Raw genomic sequence first — 18898 nt, forward strand, 5'->3', positions numbered from 1 at the left:
GGAAAGGACCATTCCTGACATTGAACGTTAGGAATGGTCCTTTCACAACGTTCTGGAGTTGCTCAGGCGCGGGCCTTGTGGTAGGCGTCGAGGGTGCGTTCGGCGCAGTTGCGCCAGGTGAAGGCTGAGGCGTGGGCGCGGCGGGCGGCGAAGACGTCGGGGGTCGGCGGGTCCTCCAGGGCGGAGACCAGCGCCGCGCCAAGGGCTTCCGCGTCGCCCACCGGCACCAGGTGGGCCAGGTCGCCGGCGACCTCGCGCAGCGCCGGCACGTCGGAGCAGACCACGGGCACGTTGCAGGCCAAGGCTTCCAGCACCGGCAGCCCGAATCCCTCGTCCCGGGACGGCAGCACCAGCGCCGCCGCGCCGGCCACGACGCTGCGAAGGTCCACATCGGACAGATAGCCGGCGGTGCGCACCCGGTCGCCGTCGGCCCGATGCCCCGGCCCGACCAGCAGCAGCGGCGGCAGCGACGGTGTGGCGGCGTGCGCCGCCAGCAGGGTCGGCAGGCCCTTGCGGGGACCGTCGGCGCCGACGAAGAGCAGGTACTCGGACGGCAGATTCAACCGTGCGGCAAGGGAATCGCCGGGCGGCCGGGCGGCGAACCAAGCCGGGTCGACGCCGAGTGGCGTGACCACGATCCGGTTGGCCGGCACGCCGAGGCGCTCGGTGACGACGTTCGCCACGGCCTGCGTCGGCGTGCACACGACGGCCGCCCGCCGGGCGCACTTCCGCACCAGCTCGGGAAGTTCCCGGTCGCTGGGCGGCAACTCGCCGACGGCGTCGAGGAAGTCCAGATCGTGCACGGTCATCACGCCGCCGGCGAACAGGGCCGGCGGCAGTACGAAGTTGGTGCCGTGCACCACGTCCGCGAGCCCGGCGTAGATCTCCACCGGCGGGAACGAGGACTTGAGCCAGGACTTGCGCAGCAGCCGGGCCGGCACGGGCATGCCCCGGGCCCGAACCCCATGCGGCAGCGCGGAACGCAGCCCGCGCCAGCCGCGGAACGTGTACGCCACGGCGCGCACGTCCACCTCGTCCGGCATGGAGGCCAGCTCCTCGGCCAGCGCCGCGGTGTAGCGGCCGATACCCGTGCGCTGCCCGAGCAGCGGCGTGCCGTCCAGCAGCACCTTGAGCCGGTCAGCCACGCGGCGGCCCCATGGTCAGCCGCTTCACCCGGCCGGCCGCCCGTCTGACCAGCTCGGTGGGTCCACCGGCGTCGAGGTACTCCCGCACCAGCCCCAGGTCCCGGCGCAGCGTGCCGACCGTGCCCAGCGGCTCCTGCCGCACCAGCGGGCCGGCCGAGACCAGCCGATCGGCCGCCGGGCGCGGCGAGCGGCAGAACTCCACCAGCGGCGCCAGCACGACGTCCCACGTGAACCGCTCCCGCACCACCGCAATCCGCTCCCGACACCCGTCCGCGAAATCCTGGTCGAAGAGCACACGTTCCAACGCCTCGGACAGTTCACCGGGGTCCTCCGGCGACACCACGACGCCCAGCCGCTCCCGCCGGATCAGGTCGGCGAACGAGTCGCCGTCGGTGGTCACGATCGGCAGCCCGGCCCACAGGTAGTCCAGCACGCGGGTGCGGAACGCGAACGTGGTCTCCACGTGCTCGAAGTGCGTGGTCACGCCGCAGTCGCCGTCCAGCAGCCAGTTCTGCCGGTCGGCGTAGGGCACCCACTGCTCGTTGAAGAACACGTGCGTGCCGGCCAGGCCGAGCCGGGCGGCGAGGCTGCGGGTGCGGCCGGCGATGCCCATGTCGGGCACCTCCGGGTTGGGGTGGCGCATGCCCATGAAGAACAGCCGCACGTTGTCGTGCCGGGCCCGCAGCTTGTCCACGGCGTGCACCAGGGTCAGCGGGTCGAACCAGTTGTAGACGCCGCCGCCCCAGACGATCACCTTGTCCTGCGCGGAGATGCCGTCCACCACGCCCTTGATCGCCGGGGCGGTGCGTTGCGCGGGCTTGGCCGGCAGGCCGAACGGGACCTCGGCGATCAGTGAGCGCGTGGTCGGGTCGGCGTCGTAGACCTGCGGGGTGAGCCGGCCCAGCGCGGCCAGGTGGCCCAGCCAGAAGTGCCGCTGCCGGTCGGAGGCGCACAGGAAGAAGTCGCCCCGCTCCAGCTGGTTGTTGAGCACGGTGGTGACGCCGGCGACGTCCTTGAGCCGCTTCTCGTCGTTGCCGCCCTTGGCCTGCTCCAACAGCTCCAGGTGCATCGGGTCGTAGACGTCGCAGACCACGATCTTGGTCGACCGCGGGTTCTTCAGGCTCTGCACCATCTCCAGCACGTGCCCCTGCAGCACGATCACGTCGGCCCAGTCGACGTGGTCGAGCAGGCCGCGGACCGTCGACTGGGCGACCGGGAAGGCCGCCGCCGGCGGATCGCAGCGCTTGTTCACGGAGACCAGCCGCACGTCGTGCTCGCCGGCCAGGGTCTCGGCCATGTGCCAGGCCCGGATGGCCGGGCCGGCCATCTGCTCGGACAGCGCGTCGCCGGTGATCACCAGGACCCGCCGCGGCCGGCCGAACGGCTCCGTCAGGCCGAACGCGTCGACCAGCGCCTCGTGCGCGGCCAGGTAGCGGGGCAGCGGGTAAGCCGGCTCCATTGCCTTGCGCATCAACGGAACCAGGTCGGCGTCGGTGCGCACCCGGGCCGCCTGCTCGGTTTTACGGGACTCGGCCAGCGACGGCAGCAGCTCGACGAACTGGTCGATGGCCAGCAGGCCGGCCAGCGTTTCCCGAGGCACGGCAACGGGTTTCGCGTCCTCGGCCCGGTCGGCCGGCCGCTTGGTGATCTCCAGCTGGGTGGCGTCGATCTCGCCGCGGGCGGTGGCCCGGCGGACCGCCAGCGCCATCGCGGCCGGCATCGCCTTGGCCAGCGTCTCGTCGGAGAGATTCTTGTACATCGCGGCGAGCGCGTTGCGCTCCAACAGGAAGTGCTCGCGCGAGGAGTCCACGTCGGACATCGACGCGTGGTGGCGGTGGTAGGCCAGCGACCGCGGCTCGTAGCGCACCCGCCAGCCGCGCAGGTTCAGCCGCCAGCCCAGGTCCACGTCCTCGTAGAACATGAAGAAGCGCTCGTCGAAGCCGCCGAGCGCGCGGAACAGGTCGGCCCGCACGAACAGCGCCGAGCCGGTGCCGAACAGCACGTCCCGGGCCACCTCGTGGCTGCCGTCGTCGGGCTGGCCGGCGTGCCGCTTGTAGCCCATGCCGAACCAGGTCAGGCCGCCGTCCACGAAGTCGATCAGCTTGCCGTCCCAGTCCAGCACCTTGCTGGCCACCGCGCCCACGGTCGGCTGCGCCCGCAGCGTCTCGACAGCGGCGGCGACCCAGTCGGCGTGCGGCCGGGCGTCGTTGTTGAGGAAGGCCAGCACCTCGCCGGTCGCGTGCCGCACGCCCAGGTTGCAGCCGCCGGCGAAACCCAGGTTGTCGGGGGCCTCGACGAAGGTCACGCCCGGCTCGGCCCGCAGCCGCTCGGCGCTGCCGTCGCCGGAGTTGTTGTCGACGCAGACCAGCTGCAGCCGTTCCGGTGGGTAGTCCAGCTCTGTGCGCAGCGCGTGCAGGCAGGTCAGGGTGTCCTCGAGGCCGCGGTAGTTGACGACGACAACCGACACCGAGGGCTGGGTTACCCCCTCCGACACGCTGGTCTCCCTCCGTACGTGAAGGCCACAAGCCTGCCTTACGGACCTGTGCGCGCCGAGATCAGGGTAAACCCCGATTGCCCCTCATGCTTGCCCAAGCTACATTTTGCTCAGTCGAGCAAAAAGCGGCTCGATCAAGCAAAGGAGAGGTCATGACCAGGGTGATCAACCTGCTGTACGTCAATCTGGGACTCGCGCTGCTGCAGGCGGCCCTGACCTTCGTCTTCTACGGATCGTTGGTCGCCTACCAGGCGCACGGCAGCGCGGCGGCCTACAGCGTGTTCGAGAACACAACCTGGATCCGGCCGGTGGCCGTGTCGCTGGTCTCGCTCATCTACGTGGGCATCGCCCGGAAGCTGCGCTCCGGCAGCCGCGCCACCTACATTCGCGTGGTGGTCATCTCGGTGATCGGTTCGCTCGGCCTGGCCTGGGCCATCAGCCTCGGCCAGTTCCCGGTCTGGATGGAGATCCTGATGGGCGCGCAGGCGCTGGTGCTGGTCGGCCTGTTCATCTCGGCCATGCAGCCGTCGGTGCGGGCTCAGATCGGCAAGAAGGCGGCGGCGTGAACCGCCGGCAGCTGCTCGGCCTGGCCGCGGGCGTGACCGCCGCGGCCGGCGCCGGCATCGTGGCCTCGCCATCGGCTTCGGCCGCGACGAGTCACCGGGAGCCGCCGCTGCTGATCGTGCACGGCTCGCACGGCAGCGGCGGCGCCTACCTCCAGCTGGTGAACGAGCTGATACAGCGTGGCCGCACCGCGATGGCGGTGGACTTACCCGGTCACGGCGCGGAGGGCTTCTTCCCGACCTGGTTCCAGGCCCCGCAGGACCTGTCCGCGATGACTGCCGAGGTGTCGCCCATTGCCGGCATCTCGTTGCAGGACAACGTGAACCGCGTGGTGTCGGTGCTGCGGCGGATCGGGCCGGCGATCCTCGTCGGGCACAGCCTCGGCGGCGCGACCGTCAGCGCGGTCTGCAACGCGGCCCCACAACTGGTGCGGCGCGCGGTGTATGTGTCCGGCTACTGCTGCACGGTGCTCAAGACGGTGAAGGATGCCTTCGAGAGCAAGGAAAACGCCGACAGCCTGATGCTGAAGTTCCCGCCCACCGCGGACGGCGCGGTGGTGCTGGCCAACCGGTTCAACTGGCGTACCAACGACCCGGATGTGTTGGCGCTGCTGCGTGAGGCGTACCTGGCCGACGGCACGGACGCGCAGCTGCGGGCGGCGATCGGCGGGTTGCAGCCGGACGAGCCGTACGGGGTGAGCCTGTCCGACTGCTCGCTGCAGCCGGCGACCGGCGGCCGGGTGCCGCGCACCTACGTGCGGTTCACGCAGGACCGTGCGATCCCGTTGGCGTTGCAGAACAGGATGATCAGCGACGCCGGCCGGTTCGACGTGCACGACGTGGTGGCGTCCCACTTCGGCGTGATGACCAAGGCCGCGGAAGTGGCGGCGATCCTGGACTCGCTGCGCTAGCGACCGGCCCAGGTGCGCCACAACTCGCGCCGACGAACTCGGGCCGTGGCCGAGATCCGGGCCCGGGCGACGAGCGAGGCGGGCAGTCGCCACGCCACATCGGCCAGCACCGCCAACCGCAGCGGCATCCGGAAGTTCGCCCCCGGCGCGGGCTTCCGGAACGGCAGCACGGCTGTGATCGCGACGAACCGGGCCAGCTGTTCGAGCACCACCAGCAGCGGCGCGCAGCGCACGAGCATCAGCAGCCGGTTGCGCTCGTTCCAGTGGTGGAACTTCGACGACCCGAGCCGGCTGCTCGCCCCGTGCCGGTGCACCACCCGCGCCGGCACGGAGATCACCCGCCAACCGCGCAGCCGCAGCCGCCACGACGTGTCGGTGTCCTCGTAGTAGCAGAAGAACCCGGCCGGCACGCCGCCGACCGACCGCAGCGCCGCCGTGCGCATCAACACCGCGCCGCCGCAGAAGCCGAACACCTCGCGCCCAGCCAACGCCGTGTCCGCGCCGTGCCCGTCGGCCGTCAACCGCACGCCGACCGACTGCACGGAGCCATCCGGCAGCTCCAACGACGACGTCACCGCCGCCACGTCACCGTGGCTGTCCAACGCGTCCTCCAGCGTGGCGATCCACGACGGGTTCGGCGCGGCGTCGTCGTTGAGCCAGGCCACGAACTCCGTGTCGACGCGTGGCAGCGCCGCCGCCAACGCGCCCGCGTAGCCGCGATTGCGCGGCAGCCGGAGCACATCGTGGCCGGCGAGCAGTTCGGCGGTGCCGTCGTCGGAGGCGTTGTCCACAACCAGCACCCGCGACGCGCGGTCCTGCGCGGCCAGGGCGTCCAGGCACTCGCGGATGTGCGCCCGGCCGCGCCAGGTCACCACCACGACGGTCGAACGGGCTTCAGCCACGGCCGCAGACGGTACATGTCACCCTTGGGCGTGCCCGAACTCGTGGTGCTGACCGATCAGCTGCTCGCCCCCGTGCCCGGTGGCACCGGCCGCTACACCAGGGAACTCACCGCCGCGCTGGCCGCGACCGCACCGGCCGGCTGGACTGTCACGGGCGTCGTGGCGCGGTGTGCGGACCCGAGCCCGGCGCAGATCGACGGCGTGGAGGGACCGCGCATGCTGCCGGTGCCACGACCGGTTCTGGCCCGACTGTGGCAGCGAGGTGTGCCGCTGTGGCCCGGCGGCGACGCCGTGCACGCGCCAACGCCGCTTTCGCCGACCGTGGTCAAGCGCGGACGCACACTCGTCGCCACGGTCCATGACGCGGTGCCGTGGACGCACCCGGAGACGCTCACGCCGCACGGCGCGCAATGGCATCGCACGATGGTGTCCAGGCTCATGCGCAGGGCTGGCGGGATCGTGGTGCCGACCGAGACCGTCGCGAAGGAGCTCGCCGAGCATGTCGCCGGCTCCGCCCCGGTGCGTGTGGTCGGTCACGGTGTGCCGGCGGCGCTGACCGTGGAGCCGTCCGATGCCGACTCCGTGGCCCGGCGCCTGGAGCTGCCGCCGCGGTACGTGCTCGCGGTTGGCACGCTTGAGCCACGCAAGGGCATCGACGTGCTGATCGCTGCCATGGACCGGCCCGAAGCGCCCCACCTGCCTGTCCTGCTGGTCGGTGCGACCGGTTGGGGCCAGGTCGACGTGTCCTCCGAACGGGTGAGATCTCTGGGGTCGCTGACCGACGCCGAGCTGGCTGTCGTCCTCCATCGGGCGACCCTGCTGGCGCTCCCGAGCCGGGCCGAGGGCTTCGGTCTGCCCCTGCTGGAGGCCATGGCGGCGGGCGTGCCGGTGGTCCACTCGGATGCGCCGGCCCTGGTCGAGGTGGCCGGCGGCGCCGGTTTCAGCAGCCGCCGGGGCGACCCGAAATCGCTGGTCGCGGCATTGCGCACGGTAATCGACGACCCGGCCGCGGCCCGCGCCGCGGTGGTCCGCGGACGAGCCCGGGCCGCGGAATTCACCTGGCGCACGGCGGCCGAGTCGGTGTGGGCAGTGCACCTAGGCCTGGGCACGCACAGTTAGTCCATTCGTCGGTAATGATCATCACGGTCGCCGTAGTCTGCTCCGGTGCACCGTCTCGACCCCAGCGTGTTGATCGACGCCACGGCCGTGCCGGCCGACCGCGGCGGCGTCGGAAGGTATGTCGACTCGCTGACGGCCGCGTTGGACGCCGACGGGACCCGGCTCAGCGTGGTCTGCCAGCCGCGTGACGCGGCCCTGTACGCGCAGTTCGCGCCGAGCGCGCGGATCGTGCCCGCCCCGGAGTCGGTCGCCGCGCGCACCGCGCGCCTGATGTGGGAACAGGGCGCGCTGCCGCGGCTCGCGCGAGCCCTCGACGTCGACGTCGTGCACTCGCCGCACTACACGATGCCGCTGGCCGGCCCGGTCGGCTCCGTCGTCACGCTGCACGACGCCACCTTCTTCACCGACCCCGTGCTGCACTCGTCGGTCAAGGCCCGGTTCTTCCGCACGTGGACGCGGATGTCGCTGTCCCGCGCGACCGTGTGCGTGGTGCCCAGCCGCGCCACCGCCAACGAGCTCACGCGCGTGGCCAACGCCGACCGCCGCGTGCTCCAGGTCGCGCACCACGGCGTCGAAGGCGATCGCTTCCACCCGCCGTCGCCGGAGGAGGTGCAGGCCGTGCGCACGGCCCTCGACCTCCAGGACACCCCGTACGTGGCGTTCCTCGGCGCGCTGGAGCCGCGCAAGAACGTGCCCGCGCTCATCCGTGGTTTCGCCCGCGCCTGTCAGGGGCGCGCCAACCCGCCGGCACTCGTGCTCGCCGGTCAGCCCGGGTGGGACACGCAGGTGGAGAGCGCCCTGGACGCCGTGCCGCACCGCATCCGGGTCATCCGCGCCGGCTACCTGCCGTTCGAGCAGCTGTCCGGCTTCCTCGGCGGCGCCGTCGTCGTGGCCTATCCCAGCCTCGGCGAGGGTTTCGGGCTGCCCGTGCTGGAGGCCATGGCCAGCGGCGCGTGCGTGCTCACCACGCGGCGGCTCAGCCTGCCCGAGGTCGGTGGCGACACCGTGGCGTACTGCGGCGTCGGCGCCGGCGACATCGCCGCCGGGCTCACCGAGCTGCTCGACGACCCCGCGCGCCGCTCGTCGCTGGCCGCGGCCGCGCAGTTGCGGGCCAAGGAGTTCTCGTGGGCGGCGTCCGCCAGCCGGCATCGGGAGGCCTACGGGCGGGCGGCTGTCCTGGCCCACCGCGCCCGCCACTAGTCTCATCCGGCGTGACGCAGCCCGGACCGAAGACCTATGGCGACGAACTCGCGGTCGTGACCATCACCTACTCCCCGGGTGAGGTGCTCGACCGGTTCCTCGACACGCTGGCCAAGGCCACCACGCGCGCCGTCACCGTGATCCTCGCGGACAACGGCTCCACCGACGGCTCGCCGGAGAAGGCCGCCGCCGAGCGGGACGAGGTGCGCCTGGTGCGCACCGGCGGCAACCTCGGCTACGGCGGCGCCGCCAACCGCGGTGTCGCCGAGCTGCCCGACGACGTCGGCTGGATCGTCATCGTCAACCCGGACATCGAGTGGGGCGCCGGCTCGCTGGACCTGCTCATCGAGGCCGCGTCCCGCTGGCCGCGCGGTGGCTCGTTCGGGCCGCTCATTCGCGAGCCCGACGGCCGCGTGTACCCGTCCGCGCGGCTGCTGCCGTCGCTGGGGCGTGGGCTCGGGCACGCCGTGTTCGCGCGGCTGTGGCCCAGCAACCCGTGGAGCCGCGAGTACCGGCAGCAGGACACCTCCGTGACCGAGCGCCCGGCAGGGTGGCTGTCCGGCTCGTGCCTGCTGCTGCGCCGCGACGCCTTCGACTCCGTCGACGGCTTCGACTCCAGCTACTTCATGTACTTCGAGGACGTCGACCTCGGCGACCGGCTCGGGCGAGCCGGCTGGCTGAACGTGTACGTGCCCTCGGCCGAGGTCGTGCACCTCGGCGGGCACGCCACGGCGCGGGCCTCCGAGCGCATGCTGGCCGCGCACCACACCAGCGCGTACAAGTACATGTCCGAGCGCAACCGGGGGCCGTGGGCCGCGCCGCTGCGGCTGGCCATCAAGGCCGGGCTGGCGCTGCGGCTCAAGCTGGAGCTCAGGGCTGGTCGTTCTCCGGCAGCGCCCCACTGAGGCGGTCGCTCAGCGAGATGCGGCGGCCCGGGGTCTGCTGGGTCGTCGGGATGATGCCCGGCAGCTGCTTGGTCGGCTGCTCCGAGTTCTGTCCCTGCGGAGCCTGCTGCTGAGGAGCCTGCTGGGGCTGCTGCGGGGGCCGCTGGACGTGCGGCAGTGGCTGGGACTGTTGGGCCGCTGGGATCTGCTGCGTGGGCTGCACGTGCGGGAGCGGCTGGGACTGTTGGGCCGCTGGGATCTGCTGGGTCGGCTGCACGTGCGGGAGCGGTTGCGACTGTTGCGCTGCCGGGATCTGCTGCGTGGGCTGCACGTGCGGCAGTGGCTGCGACTGTTGCCCCGCCGGCACCGGTTGGGTCGGCTGGATCTGCTGGGCCTGTGGGAGTTGCTGGGTCTGCCCCTGCTGCGGCGGCACCGGCACCTGTCCGGCCGCCACCGAGCCCGGCAGCACGACCGTGGTGTCCGGGTCCTGCTCACGCGGGTCGGCCGCGTTCACCACCACCCGGGGGATCTGCACCGTGGGCTTGGCGTCCATCGGCGACGTCGCGTTGTTCGGCGTCACCGCCCACCGATTGCGGGCGCTGGCTCGGGCGAGGGCCGCCTCGGCCCGGTCGCGGGGGTCCATCTCCCGACATCTCCTACCTTCGGCGTGCCGGCCACCGGGTCCCATGCCCGATCGATCCGCCACGTGCAAGAGTATTCCCTCGGTCGCGCCCGCGTCAGTGGAGGAGGAAACCCGGCATGTCGTCCAGCCAAGGACCGCAGGTCAGCAGGGTCGACGCCGTCGTTCTCGTCGGCGGGAAGGGCACCAGACTGCGCCCGCTGACCCTGTCGGCACCCAAGCCCATGCTGCCCACCGCGGGGGTGCCGTTCCTCACGCACCTGCTGTCCCGGATCCGGGCCGTGGGCATCACGCACGTCGTGCTCGGCACCTCGTACAAGGCCGAGGTGTTCAGCGAGTACTTCGGCGACGGGTCCCGGCTCGGGCTGGAGTTGGAGTACGTCGTCGAGGAGGAGCCGCTCGACACCGGCGGCGGCATCCGCAACGTCGGCGACCGGCTGCGCGAGGACGACGTCATGGTCTTCAACGGCGACATCCTCTCCGGGGTGGACCTGGCCGGCGTGGTCGGCACCCACCGGGACAACAACGCCGACGTCACCCTGCACCTGGTCAAGGTGCCCGACCCGCGGGCCTTCGGCTGCGTGCCCACCGACGCCGAGGGCCGGGTCACCGCGTTCCTGGAGAAGACCGACAACCCGCCGACCGACCAGATCAACGCCGGCTGCTACGTCTTCCGGCGCGAGACCCTGATGACCATTCCCACCGGCCGCCGGGTGTCCGTCGAACGGGAGACCTTCCCCGGCCTGCTGGCCTCCGGCCACCGGCTCCAGGGGCACGTCGACACCTCGTACTGGCTCGACCTCGGCACCCCCGGGGCGTTCGTGCAGGGCTCCGCCGACCTCGTCCGCGGCATCGCCCCCTCCGCCGCCCTCCCCGGCGCCCCCGGCGAGGCCGTCATCATCGACGGCGCCACCGTCGACCCCTCGGCTGTGGTCCGTGGCGGCTCCACCATCGGCGCCGGCTGCGTCGTCGAGGCCGGCGCCGTCGTCGACGGCTCGGTGCTCTTCGACGGCTCCGTCATCCGCTCCGGCGCCACCGTCTCCTCCTCCCTGGTCGGTGCCCGCGCCGTCGTCGGCACCGGCACCGTCCTGCGTGACGTCGTCATCGGTGACGACGCCGTCGTCGGCGCCCACTGCGAGCTCCTCAACGGCGCCCGCGTCTGGCCCGGCATCCACCTCCCCGACACTTCCGTCCGCTTCTCCACGGACGCGTAAAGCCATGGCCCCTCGGTTCGACATCACGCGGGTCCGCCTGCGCAACTACAAGAGCATCGAGTCGTGTGATGTCGAACTCGGCCCGCTCACCTTGCTCGTAGGCCCCAACGGCTCCGGCAAGAGCAACTTCCTCGACGCCTTGCAGTTCGTCGCGGATGCCCTGAACACCAACCTGGAGAACGCCTTCCGGGAGCGCGGCGGGTTTGGCAAGGTCAGCCGGTTCGGACAGGGCGAGGTGGAGATCACCGTCGAGGCTCGGCTCGGCGATCGGCCGTACTCGTATGGGATCGTCGTCGCGCCGTCCGGCGAGGACGGGTTCGAGCTGCGCGAGGAGAGCTGGCGCACACCGGATGTCTCCGGGTGCGGCAACGCCCCGCCGGATGTCTCCGGGTGCGGCAACGCCCCGCCGGATCTCGCCGAGATGCTGGCCCGGATCCAGGTCTTCACGCTGGTCCCATCGCGTATGGCCGCCCCGCACTGGTCGAACGATGGTGACCGGCTGTTGCCGGACGGCTCCAACATCGCTGGCGCGGTCGCCAGGATCGAGCGGACGGATCCGGAGGCCAGCCGGCGTGTCGACGACTACCTGCGACTGGTCGCCGCGGGTGTTTCCGTCGCCGGGTTCACTCCGTCGGCGATGTCCACCGGGACCTTGCACGCTGTCGGTGTGCTTGTCGCGTTGTTCGACGGAACCGCGCCAGTCGCCATCGAGAACCCGGAGAAGGGCTTGCACCCGGCCGCTGCCGGAGCGCTTATGGACGCGTTTCGTGACGGAGTCGACCGACACCAGGTTCTCCTCGCCACGCACAGCTCAGACTTGCTCGACGTGCCCGGTGTCGACAGCCGGGAGATTCTCGCGGTCCGAAGCGTGGGTGGGAAGACAGTTCTGGGTTCACCAGGCCCGGTGCACAGGGACTTCCTGCGGAAGAAGGTCCTCACCGCAGGCCAGATGTTGAGGGCTGACCAGCTCGTGCCGGAAGGTGTCGGGTGACGATCGGAGTGGAAGCTCTGACCCGCCGCTGGAGGCCCGACTACCCGCTGGACATCGGTGTGGTGGTGGGGCCTCTGCGGCGTGGGGCAGGGGATCCGGCGATGCAGACGGGGCCGGACGGGGCGTTGTGGCTGACGGGCAATGCGGCGTCGGGGGCGGGATCGCTACGGCTGGCCCGGCAGGGCGGCGAGGTGGTGGCGCAGGCCTGGGGTGAAGGGGCCGAGGAGCTGCTGGAGGGCGTGCCGAGGCTGCTGGGGGCGGAGGACGAGCCGGAGGCGTTCCAGGCGCACCACCCGCTGATCGAGGAGACGCGGCGAAGGCTGCCGGGATTGCGGCTGGGGGCGACGGACCGGGTGTGGGACAGCCTGGTGCCGGCGATCCTGGAGCAGAAGGTGACGGGGTACGAAGCCCGGAGGTCGTGGCGGGATCTGTGTCGTAGGCACGGAGAACCGGCCCCGGGGCCGGTGCCGCTGGGGATGAGGGTGCCGCCGACGCCGAGGGCGATCCTGTCGGTCAAGGACTGGGAGTGGCACAAGGCGGGCGTGGACGGCCAGCGGCGCAGGACGCTGCTGAACGCGGCGGCGGCCGCGCATGCGTTGACGAGCAAGGAGAAGCTGCGGCTGATCCCGGGCATCGGAGTGTGGACGACGGCGGAAGTGGCGCAGCGGGCCTGGGGCGACCCGGACGAGGTGAGCGTGGGCGACTTCCACATCCCGAGCGTGGTGGGCTGGGCGCTGGTGGGCCACGCGCTGGACGACGACGGCATGCTCGAGGTGCTTGAGCCGTACCGGCCGCAGCGCCAGCGCGCGGTCCGCTACATCGAGGCGTCTGGGTTCAGGAAGCCCCGGTTCGCGCCGCGCTATGCGGCGAGGGACTACCGGGCGATCTAGCGGTAGCGGGACAGCGCCAGGTCCACTAGTTCGGGCACGGTGTCGACGTTGGACGGCAGCGCCTCGACGGGCCACCATTGGAGGTCCACGGACTCGGCGCTGCGCACGGGCTTCGCGCCGACCGGGGCACGGACCAGGAATCGCACGTCGAAGTGGCGCGTGGGCTTGCCGAGCGAGCAGGTGATGGCGTGCACGTCGACGTGCAGCGGCGTGGACTCGATGCGCAGCCCACGGATGCCGGACTCCTCGGTGGCCTCTCGGAGGGCGGCGTCGACCAAGGTGGCATCGGACGGCTCGCAGTGGCCGCCGAGCTGGAGCCACCGTCCGACCCTGGGGTGCAGGGTCAGCAGCACGTTCTCGGCGGTGGCGTCGAGCACGAGCGCGGAGGCGGTGATGTGCCCGGGCTCGCACGATCGCTGGCAGGCGTCCTCACGCGCGGCCAGGAAGCCCAGGAACGCCTGCCGCAGCGCCTCCTGTGGCTCGGTGCCGGGCCTCCAGCCGGTCAGCGTCGACACGGCGTCGGCATGCAGGCTCACAGCTCCACCAATCCCAGTTCGGTCGGCGCGGGCGGCCGAGGCCCGACGACACCGTCGGCGGGATGCCCGACGGCGACGGCGCCGAGCGGCGACCAGTCGGCTGGCAGGTCCAGCACGGCCCGCACGATGTCGGGGCAGAAGATGGTCGACGAAACCCAGCACGAGGCCAGGTCCTCGGCGGCCAGAGCGACCAGCAGACCCTGCACGGCGGCCCCGCCGGCCACGGTGAACATGGTGCGCTCGGCGGCCTGCCGCAACGGGTCCGGGTAGTCGTGCGCGCCGTCCATGACCATGAACGGCAGCACCAGTTCGGTGGCGCCCCACAGCAGGTCGCCGCGGGCGATGCGCCGTTCGATGCGGGGCTCGTCCCAGCCGTCGGCCCGGAGATCGGCGCGCCACTGGTCGCGCATGGCCTCCAGCAGCTTGGTCCGCCGGGCCCGGTCCCGCACCCACACGAACCGCACGGGATGCGTGTGGTGCGGCGCGGGGGCCGTCAGCGCAACGCCGATCACCTGGCGCAACACGTCTTCGCCCACCGGCTCGCCGGAGAAGCTGCGCACGGAACGCCGCAGCAGCACGGCCTCCCGCCGGCCCTGGGCGATGGATTCGTTGGTGCCCAAGCGGAACAGGTCCTGCTCGACCGGCCGGTTCAGGTCACTCGCTCCTGAGCCGTTGTCCACCAGGGACAATCCCCGCACCACGGCCACCGGCACCGCGCCCAGCTTGCCCTTGACCAGGTCCGCGGCGGCGGCGATCTCGTCGGCCACCGCGACCTCGGTCACCACGAGCTCGTTGCCCTGGGCGTCCACCTCGCCGGCGTAACTGCGGACCACGGTCAGCCCGGACGCGCCGATGGCGGCGTCGGTCTGCCCGACCCGCCAGGCCCGGCCCATCGTGTCGGTGATCACCACGGCCACCTCGACACCGAGCCGCGCACGCAGTTCCGCCCGCAGCTTCCGGGCCGAGGCGTCCGGGTCCAGCGGCAGCAGCGCGATCTCGGCCTGGGACACGTTGGAGTTGTCCACCCCGGACGCGGCCTGCACGATGCCGAGCCGGTTCTGCGTGATCAGCGTGTTCTTGACCCGAGCCAGCACCCGCACCGACTCGGAGACCACCAGCTCCCGGCGGCGGGCGTCGCGCTGCTCCGGGTCGTCCGGGGCCGGCACCAGCTGACCCTCCACTTTGGACACGACCTTGCTGGTGACCACCACGACGTCGCCGTCGCGCAGCCACGGCGCGGCCCCGGCGACGGCGGCGGCCAGGTCGTCGCCGGGCCGGAACTCGGGCAGCCCCGGCACCGGCAGCAGCTCGACGGAGCCCTTGGCGTGATCGGTCAACGTCGGCTCCCGGCTCGGTGATCGTGCGAAACGCCAGCGATGGTCACGCGCCGTATCCTGCCACGCCGACGCGCATCCCTCCGCTGCGGCGCTGCCCACATCGGGAGAGGGAATATTACGGCGTGTGTCGATGGGATTGTACCTGTCGGGTGTAGTGGCTGCCAACAAACGCACCGAAAGTGTGAATAGCGCCGCGATGTGCATCCATCGGGCTTCTCGGACGTCTTGTTAGATGTCGGGGGACGAGGGGGAAAGTCCATGGGGGCACTGCGTAGCGCGACGAAACCGGAACCACCGGCGCCGCGCCGGAAAAGGGTGGACGACTGGCTGGTGCGGTACAGCTTTCCGCTGCTCCGCGTCACGCTGGGTTTGGTGATCTTCGGATTCGGGTTTCTCAAATACTTCTCCGGCCTCAGTCCGGCGCAGGACCTGGTGTTGCACGTCAACCGGATCCTGTCCCTCGGACTGGTGCCGGACCAGGTGGCACTGCCGGCCTTCGCGACGGTCGAGAGCCTGCTCGGCCTGTCGCTGATCACCGGCCGGGGACTGCGCTACCTCGTGTATCCGCTCACCGCGTGGGCGATCGCGATCCTGTCCCCGGTGCTGCTGTTCCCGGGCGAGCTGTTCAGCGGACCGGACCACGCGCCGACGCTGGCCGGCCAGTACGTGCTGAAGGACATCATCCTGCTCGCCGCCTGCCTCGTCGTGATGACGAGGGTTCGGCAAGACGCGCGCGTCGCCGGGGAGTGACCGCGCCGTCGTCACACAAAGCACCATCGCACCAATTCAAGGGGGAAGTGAAAGTGGAAACTGTTTTTCGGGCGAGCGCGCCCGTGGCCGACGCCGGTCCGGATCTCGGCCCGCTGCTGGAACTGCCGGGCACCTGGGTCGGCGACGGCTTCAACCTGATCTCGCGTCCGGACCAGCACGACAACAAGCCGTTTTTCCTGGAGCTCAACGCGACCCGGGAGACATTGTCCTTCACGCCGATCGGCGCGCCGATCCCGAACCGGGGCAGCGGCCAGGACGACATCTTCTTCCAGGGCGTGCACTATCTCCAGCAGGTCAGTGACGCGGCGACCAACGGGGCGCTGCACCTGGAGCCGGGGATGTGGCTGAACATTCCGGCGACCACCGATCCGGTCGCGCCGGCCAGCGTGGTCCGCATGGCCACCATCCCGCACGGCGACGCGCTGCTCGCGCAGGGCTCGTCACTGCTGGTGCCGGGGCCGCCGCAGATCGCGCCGGTCGACTCGACGCCGACGTTCTCCACCGGGCCCAACACCGGCCAGAAGGTGACCGGGCCCTATCTCGACCCGTTCACCAAGACCCGGCTGCCGCACGGCATTCCGCACGGTGCGATCGCCAACCCGAACGTGGTGCTGACCGAGGCGATCAGCAAGCAGAAGATCCTCGAGACCACCGTGCTGATCATCAGCACCACCACCGAGATCGGCGGCAGCGCCGGTGGCATCCAGAACATCCCGTTCGTGGTCAAGAACGCCAACGCGGTCAGCATGAGCGCGATCTTCTGGATCGAGAAGGTGCAGACCGAGGACGGCACCGGGACGTTCATGCAGCTGCAGTACACCCAGCAGGTGATGCTGGACTTCCTGGGGATCAACTGGCCGCACATCCAGGTGGCCACGTTGGTCAAGCAGTAGCCGGGTGCGCGGCGGCCCGCCGGGCCGCCGCGCGTTCCGTCTCAGCCGAGGGACACCCCGGCCAGCTCCAGCGCCGCGCGCACCATGTCCGCGGTGGCGTCCACATCGGACATCAGCAGCGGCACGTTGCGCACGGCCACGCCGTCCACGACGGCCTTGTCCTCCGGGGCGATCAGCCAACCGTCCAGCACGCCGTCGGCCTTGCGGGAGCCGTAGTGCCGGCCGACGGCCTCGGCGCTGGTCTCCACGCCGATGGCGGTCAGGCACGCGTCGGCCATGCCGCGCACCGGTTTGTCGCCGATGATCGGCGAGATGCCGACCACGCCGGCCGAAGTCTGTCGAACCGCTTCGCGCACACCGGGAATCGACAACACGGTGCCCACGCTGACCACCGGGTTGGACGGCGCCAGCAGCACCGCGTCGGCGGCGGCGATGGCGTCCAGCACGCCCGGGGCTGGCTTGGCCTCGTCCGCCCCGACCGGCACGATCGAGTGCGCCGGCAGCTCGGCGTGGTACCGGATCCACCACTCCTGGAAGTGGATCGCCCGCCGCTCGTCCTCGGAGCCGGGCACGTCCACCACGACGTGGGTCTCCACCTGGTCGTCGGTCATCGGCAGCAGCCGCACGCCGGGCTGCCAGCGCGTGCACAGCGCCTCGGTGACCGCCGAGAGCGGATAGCCCGCGCGCAGCATGCGGGTCCGCACCAGGTGGGTGGCGATGTCCCGGTCGCCCAGCCCGAACCACGGCGCCTCCGCACCGTAGGCGGCCAGTTCCTCCTTGACCCGCCAGGTCTCCCCGGACAGCCCCCAGCCCCGCTCGCGGTCGATGCCGCCGCCCAGGGTGTACATGCAGGTGTCCAGATCCGGACAGATGCGCAGCCCGTGCAGCCACACGTCGTCCCCGGTGTTCACCAATGCGGTGATCTCTGCCCCTTCGGGCAGCGCGGCCTTCACTCCCAGCAGGAACCGGGCCCCGCCGACGCCGCCGACCAATACCACGACCTTCACAGGGCGCAATCCTTTCACGCGTGCGGGTGAAACCTCAGCGGGTCCAGAACCGGAACAGGCCGCCGCCGATGTCGGAGAGCGTGTCGTTGCCGCCGATCAGGCCGAACAGCCAGTAGCCGATGTTCAGGAACACCGCGCTGACCTGGGGAACGCCGAACAGCAGCAGGAACAGCACCAGCGGCGCCCACGGCCGAACCTTCAGCGCGACGGCCTGGGCCTCGCGCGACAGCCACGGCGTGATCACGCCGAAACCGTCGAAGCCCGGCACCGGCAGGATGTTGAAGAAGAAGGTCAGCACCTGGAGGAACGCCAGGTACGAGAAGGCGAACTGGAGGCCGAGCGGCAGCGGCGCGACCGCGACGACCGTGCTGAGCACCAGGCCGATCACCAGATTGAACAGCGGGCCGGCCAGGGAAACCAGGGATTCGACAGGTTTCGACCGCAGCGCCCAGTGGTTGATGAGCACGGCGCCGCCGGGCAGCGGCAGACCTCCGATGATCAGGAACACCAGCGGGAGCACGATGCTCAGCACTGGATCGGTGTAGTGGCGCGGGTCGAGGGTCAGGTAGCCGCGCTGCCGGACCTCGTGGTCGCCACCGCGGTAGGCCACCAGTGCGTGGCCGAACTCGTGCAGGCACAGGGAAACGACCCAGCCGCCGATGACGAACAGCACCACGCCGGCGGTGAGCAGGGGGATGCTGCCGGTGTACGGGTCGGCCGCCGGCAGCGCGCACAGCACCGCACCGATGACTGTGACGCCCAGCAGGCCGAGGAACAGGGGGCTCGGTCGGACCGATGATCGGTTCACAGCGACCAGTGTGCCCGGTGGCCGAGGGTGACGACTTGCGGTATGACCAGGTGACAACGGCTGTTCGCCCTGCGTGACGGTGTCCCCCGACGTAAGTACTTCGCTTGACCCCTTGCAACGACACGGGTGTAATCACATTGGTGTCATTCACCGTCGAGGGGGCGGTGGGTGGTGTCCGCCAACCGGGGAGTGCGGAAGGCGAGGAGGCGGACGGACATGGAAATCGAAGGAGGCCGCGTCGTGGAAGCGGCCGAGATCGTCAACATCGGCGCGCCCGTGCGCGAGTTCGGCCTGCTGGAATCCGGTGAGAGGGATTTCACGGTGCTGGACGGGGTGTTCGACGGCGACGACGAAGAGCAGGAGTGGCAGGAGCGCGCCCTGTGCGCGCAGACCGATCCCGAGGCGTTCTTCCCGGAGAAGGGCGGATCCACCCGGGAGGCCAAGCGGATCTGTCAGGGCTGCGAGGTGCGCTCGGAGTGTCTCGAGTACGCGCTGGCCCATGACGAGCGCTTCGGCATCTGGGGCGGGCTGTCCGAACGGGAACGCCGGAAGCTGAAGAAGAGGCCCGCGTAAGCGGCGCAACCCTCCGGGCA

General features: G+C 71.1%; 19 protein-coding genes. 11 read left to right on the forward strand and 8 right to left on the reverse strand.

Features of this window, described 5'->3' with window-relative positions:
* Positions 1–62: 62 nt before the first annotated feature.
* On the reverse strand, positions 63–1145 hold the full coding sequence (locus tag JJ691_RS43485; RefSeq protein WP_211765249.1) for a glycosyltransferase family 4 protein: 1083 nt from the start codon (positions 1143–1145) through the stop codon (positions 63–65).
* On the reverse strand, positions 1138–3639 hold the full coding sequence (locus tag JJ691_RS43490; RefSeq protein ID WP_211765250.1) for a glycosyltransferase: 2502 nt from the start codon (positions 3637–3639) through the stop codon (positions 1138–1140). Before JJ691_RS43490 ends, JJ691_RS43485 begins: the two co-directional genes overlap by 8 nt.
* Positions 3640–3791: 152 nt before the next feature.
* Between JJ691_RS43490 and JJ691_RS43495 the strand changes: the two genes are divergently transcribed.
* Together JJ691_RS43495 and JJ691_RS43500 are read left to right on the forward strand one after the other, a co-directional pair.
* Positions 3792–4205: a hypothetical protein gene (locus JJ691_RS43495; protein WP_211765251.1), complete on the forward strand. Its 414-nt coding sequence runs from the start codon at positions 3792–3794 to the stop codon at positions 4203–4205.
* Positions 4202–5113 (forward strand): alpha/beta fold hydrolase, encoded by a 912-nt coding sequence (locus tag JJ691_RS43500; RefSeq protein WP_211765252.1) that lies wholly within the window; start codon positions 4202–4204, stop codon positions 5111–5113. Before JJ691_RS43495 ends, JJ691_RS43500 begins: the two co-directional genes overlap by 4 nt.
* On the opposite strand, the gene JJ691_RS43505 is transcribed toward JJ691_RS43500, so the two are convergent.
* Positions 5110–6015, reverse strand: coding sequence for a glycosyltransferase (locus JJ691_RS43505; protein WP_249227401.1), 906 nt, complete (start codon positions 6013–6015; stop codon positions 5110–5112). The genes JJ691_RS43500 and JJ691_RS43505 overlap by 4 nt on opposite strands.
* 30 nt (positions 6016–6045) lie before the next feature.
* Between JJ691_RS43505 and JJ691_RS43510 the strand changes: the two genes are divergently transcribed.
* From JJ691_RS43510 to JJ691_RS43520, 3 genes are all read left to right on the forward strand, one after another.
* Entirely contained in the window at positions 6046–7134 is a 1089-nt protein-coding gene (locus JJ691_RS43510) for a glycosyltransferase family 4 protein (protein WP_211765253.1), read from the forward strand.
* Positions 7135–7200: 66 nt separating this feature from the next.
* The gene (locus JJ691_RS43515; protein ID WP_211772095.1) at positions 7201–8334 is read left to right on the forward strand and encodes a glycosyltransferase family 4 protein; all 1134 of its coding nucleotides are present in this window, start codon (positions 7201–7203) and stop codon (positions 8332–8334) included.
* 11 nt (positions 8335–8345) lie between these two features.
* Entirely contained in the window at positions 8346–9239 is an 894-nt protein-coding gene (locus tag JJ691_RS43520) for a glycosyltransferase family 2 protein (RefSeq protein WP_211765254.1), read from the forward strand.
* On the opposite strand, the gene JJ691_RS43525 is transcribed toward JJ691_RS43520, so the two are convergent.
* Positions 9205–9861: a hypothetical protein gene (locus JJ691_RS43525; protein WP_211765255.1), complete on the reverse strand. Its 657-nt coding sequence runs from the start codon at positions 9859–9861 to the stop codon at positions 9205–9207. The two genes, JJ691_RS43520 and JJ691_RS43525, sit on opposite strands and share 35 nt — an antisense overlap.
* A gap of 116 nt (positions 9862–9977) precedes the next feature.
* Between JJ691_RS43525 and JJ691_RS43530 the strand changes: the two genes are divergently transcribed.
* From JJ691_RS43530 to JJ691_RS43540, 3 genes are read left to right on the forward strand one after another with little or no spacing between them, the layout of a single operon-like run.
* Positions 9978–11072 carry a nucleotidyltransferase family protein gene (locus tag JJ691_RS43530; protein ID WP_211765256.1) on the forward strand — a complete coding sequence of 365 codons (1095 nt, stop codon included), beginning with the start codon at positions 9978–9980 and terminating at the stop codon, positions 11070–11072.
* Positions 11073–11076: 4 nt separating this feature from the next.
* Positions 11077–12063, forward strand: a complete 987-nt coding sequence (locus JJ691_RS43535; protein WP_211765257.1) for an AAA family ATPase — start codon at positions 11077–11079, stop codon at positions 12061–12063.
* Positions 12060–12953 (forward strand): DNA-3-methyladenine glycosylase family protein, encoded by an 894-nt coding sequence (locus tag JJ691_RS43540; RefSeq protein WP_249227402.1) that lies wholly within the window; start codon positions 12060–12062, stop codon positions 12951–12953. The genes JJ691_RS43535 and JJ691_RS43540 overlap by 4 nt, the downstream gene beginning before the upstream one ends.
* Here the strand turns inward: JJ691_RS43540 and JJ691_RS43545 are convergent.
* Both JJ691_RS43545 and JJ691_RS43550 read right to left on the reverse strand, forming a co-directional pair.
* Positions 12950–13489, reverse strand: a complete 540-nt coding sequence (locus tag JJ691_RS43545; RefSeq protein ID WP_211765258.1) for an NUDIX hydrolase — start codon at positions 13487–13489, stop codon at positions 12950–12952. The genes JJ691_RS43540 and JJ691_RS43545 overlap by 4 nt on opposite strands.
* Positions 13486–14826 carry a coenzyme F420-0:L-glutamate ligase gene (locus JJ691_RS43550; RefSeq protein ID WP_211765259.1) on the reverse strand — a complete coding sequence of 447 codons (1341 nt, stop codon included), beginning with the start codon at positions 14824–14826 and terminating at the stop codon, positions 13486–13488. Before JJ691_RS43550 ends, JJ691_RS43545 begins: the two co-directional genes overlap by 4 nt.
* A 258-nt stretch (positions 14827–15084) precedes the next feature.
* Between JJ691_RS43550 and JJ691_RS43555 the strand changes: the two genes are divergently transcribed.
* Positions 15085–15576 (forward strand): hypothetical protein, encoded by a 492-nt coding sequence (locus tag JJ691_RS43555; RefSeq protein ID WP_211765260.1) that lies wholly within the window; start codon positions 15085–15087, stop codon positions 15574–15576.
* Positions 15577–15629: 53 nt separating this feature from the next.
* Positions 15630–16490 carry a heme-binding protein gene (locus tag JJ691_RS43560; RefSeq protein ID WP_211765261.1) on the forward strand — a complete coding sequence of 287 codons (861 nt, stop codon included), beginning with the start codon at positions 15630–15632 and terminating at the stop codon, positions 16488–16490.
* A 41-nt stretch (positions 16491–16531) separates the two neighbouring features.
* On the opposite strand, the gene cofD is transcribed toward JJ691_RS43560, so the two are convergent.
* Entirely contained in the window at positions 16532–17497 is a 966-nt protein-coding gene (gene cofD, locus JJ691_RS43565) for a 2-phospho-L-lactate transferase (protein ID WP_211765262.1), read from the reverse strand.
* 34 nt (positions 17498–17531) lie between these two features.
* On the reverse strand, positions 17532–18305 hold the full coding sequence (locus tag JJ691_RS43570) for a site-2 protease family protein (RefSeq protein WP_211765263.1): 774 nt from the start codon (positions 18303–18305) through the stop codon (positions 17532–17534).
* Positions 18306–18626: 321 nt separating this feature from the next.
* On the opposite strand from JJ691_RS43570, the gene JJ691_RS43575 reads away from it, so the two are divergent.
* A complete protein-coding gene (locus tag JJ691_RS43575) occupies positions 18627–18878 on the forward strand; it encodes a WhiB family transcriptional regulator (RefSeq protein WP_184868888.1) in 252 nt (83 codons plus the stop codon).
* Positions 18879–18898 lie beyond the last annotated feature (20 nt).

This window comes from Kutzneria sp. CA-103260 (assembly GCF_018263855.1).
Taxonomy (GTDB): domain Bacteria; phylum Actinomycetota; class Actinomycetes; order Mycobacteriales; family Pseudonocardiaceae; genus Kutzneria.

What these genes read in the sequence shown, in the direction of transcription:
- JJ691_RS43530 (WP_211765256.1), top strand. Translation starts at nt 9,978, where the DNA reads ATGTCGTCCAGCCAAGGACCGCAGGTCAGCAGGGTCGACGCCGTCGTT.
- JJ691_RS43495 (WP_211765251.1), top strand. Translation starts at nt 3,792, where the DNA reads ATGACCAGGGTGATCAACCTGCTGTACGTCAATCTGGGACTCGCGCTG.
- JJ691_RS43555 (WP_211765260.1), top strand. Translation starts at nt 15,085, where the DNA reads ATGGGGGCACTGCGTAGCGCGACGAAACCGGAACCACCGGCGCCGCGC.
- JJ691_RS43535 (WP_211765257.1), top strand. Translation starts at nt 11,077, where the DNA reads ATGGCCCCTCGGTTCGACATCACGCGGGTCCGCCTGCGCAACTACAAG.
- JJ691_RS43525 (WP_211765255.1), bottom strand. Translation starts at nt 9,861, where the DNA reads ATGGACCCCCGCGACCGGGCCGAGGCGGCCCTCGCCCGAGCCAGCGCC.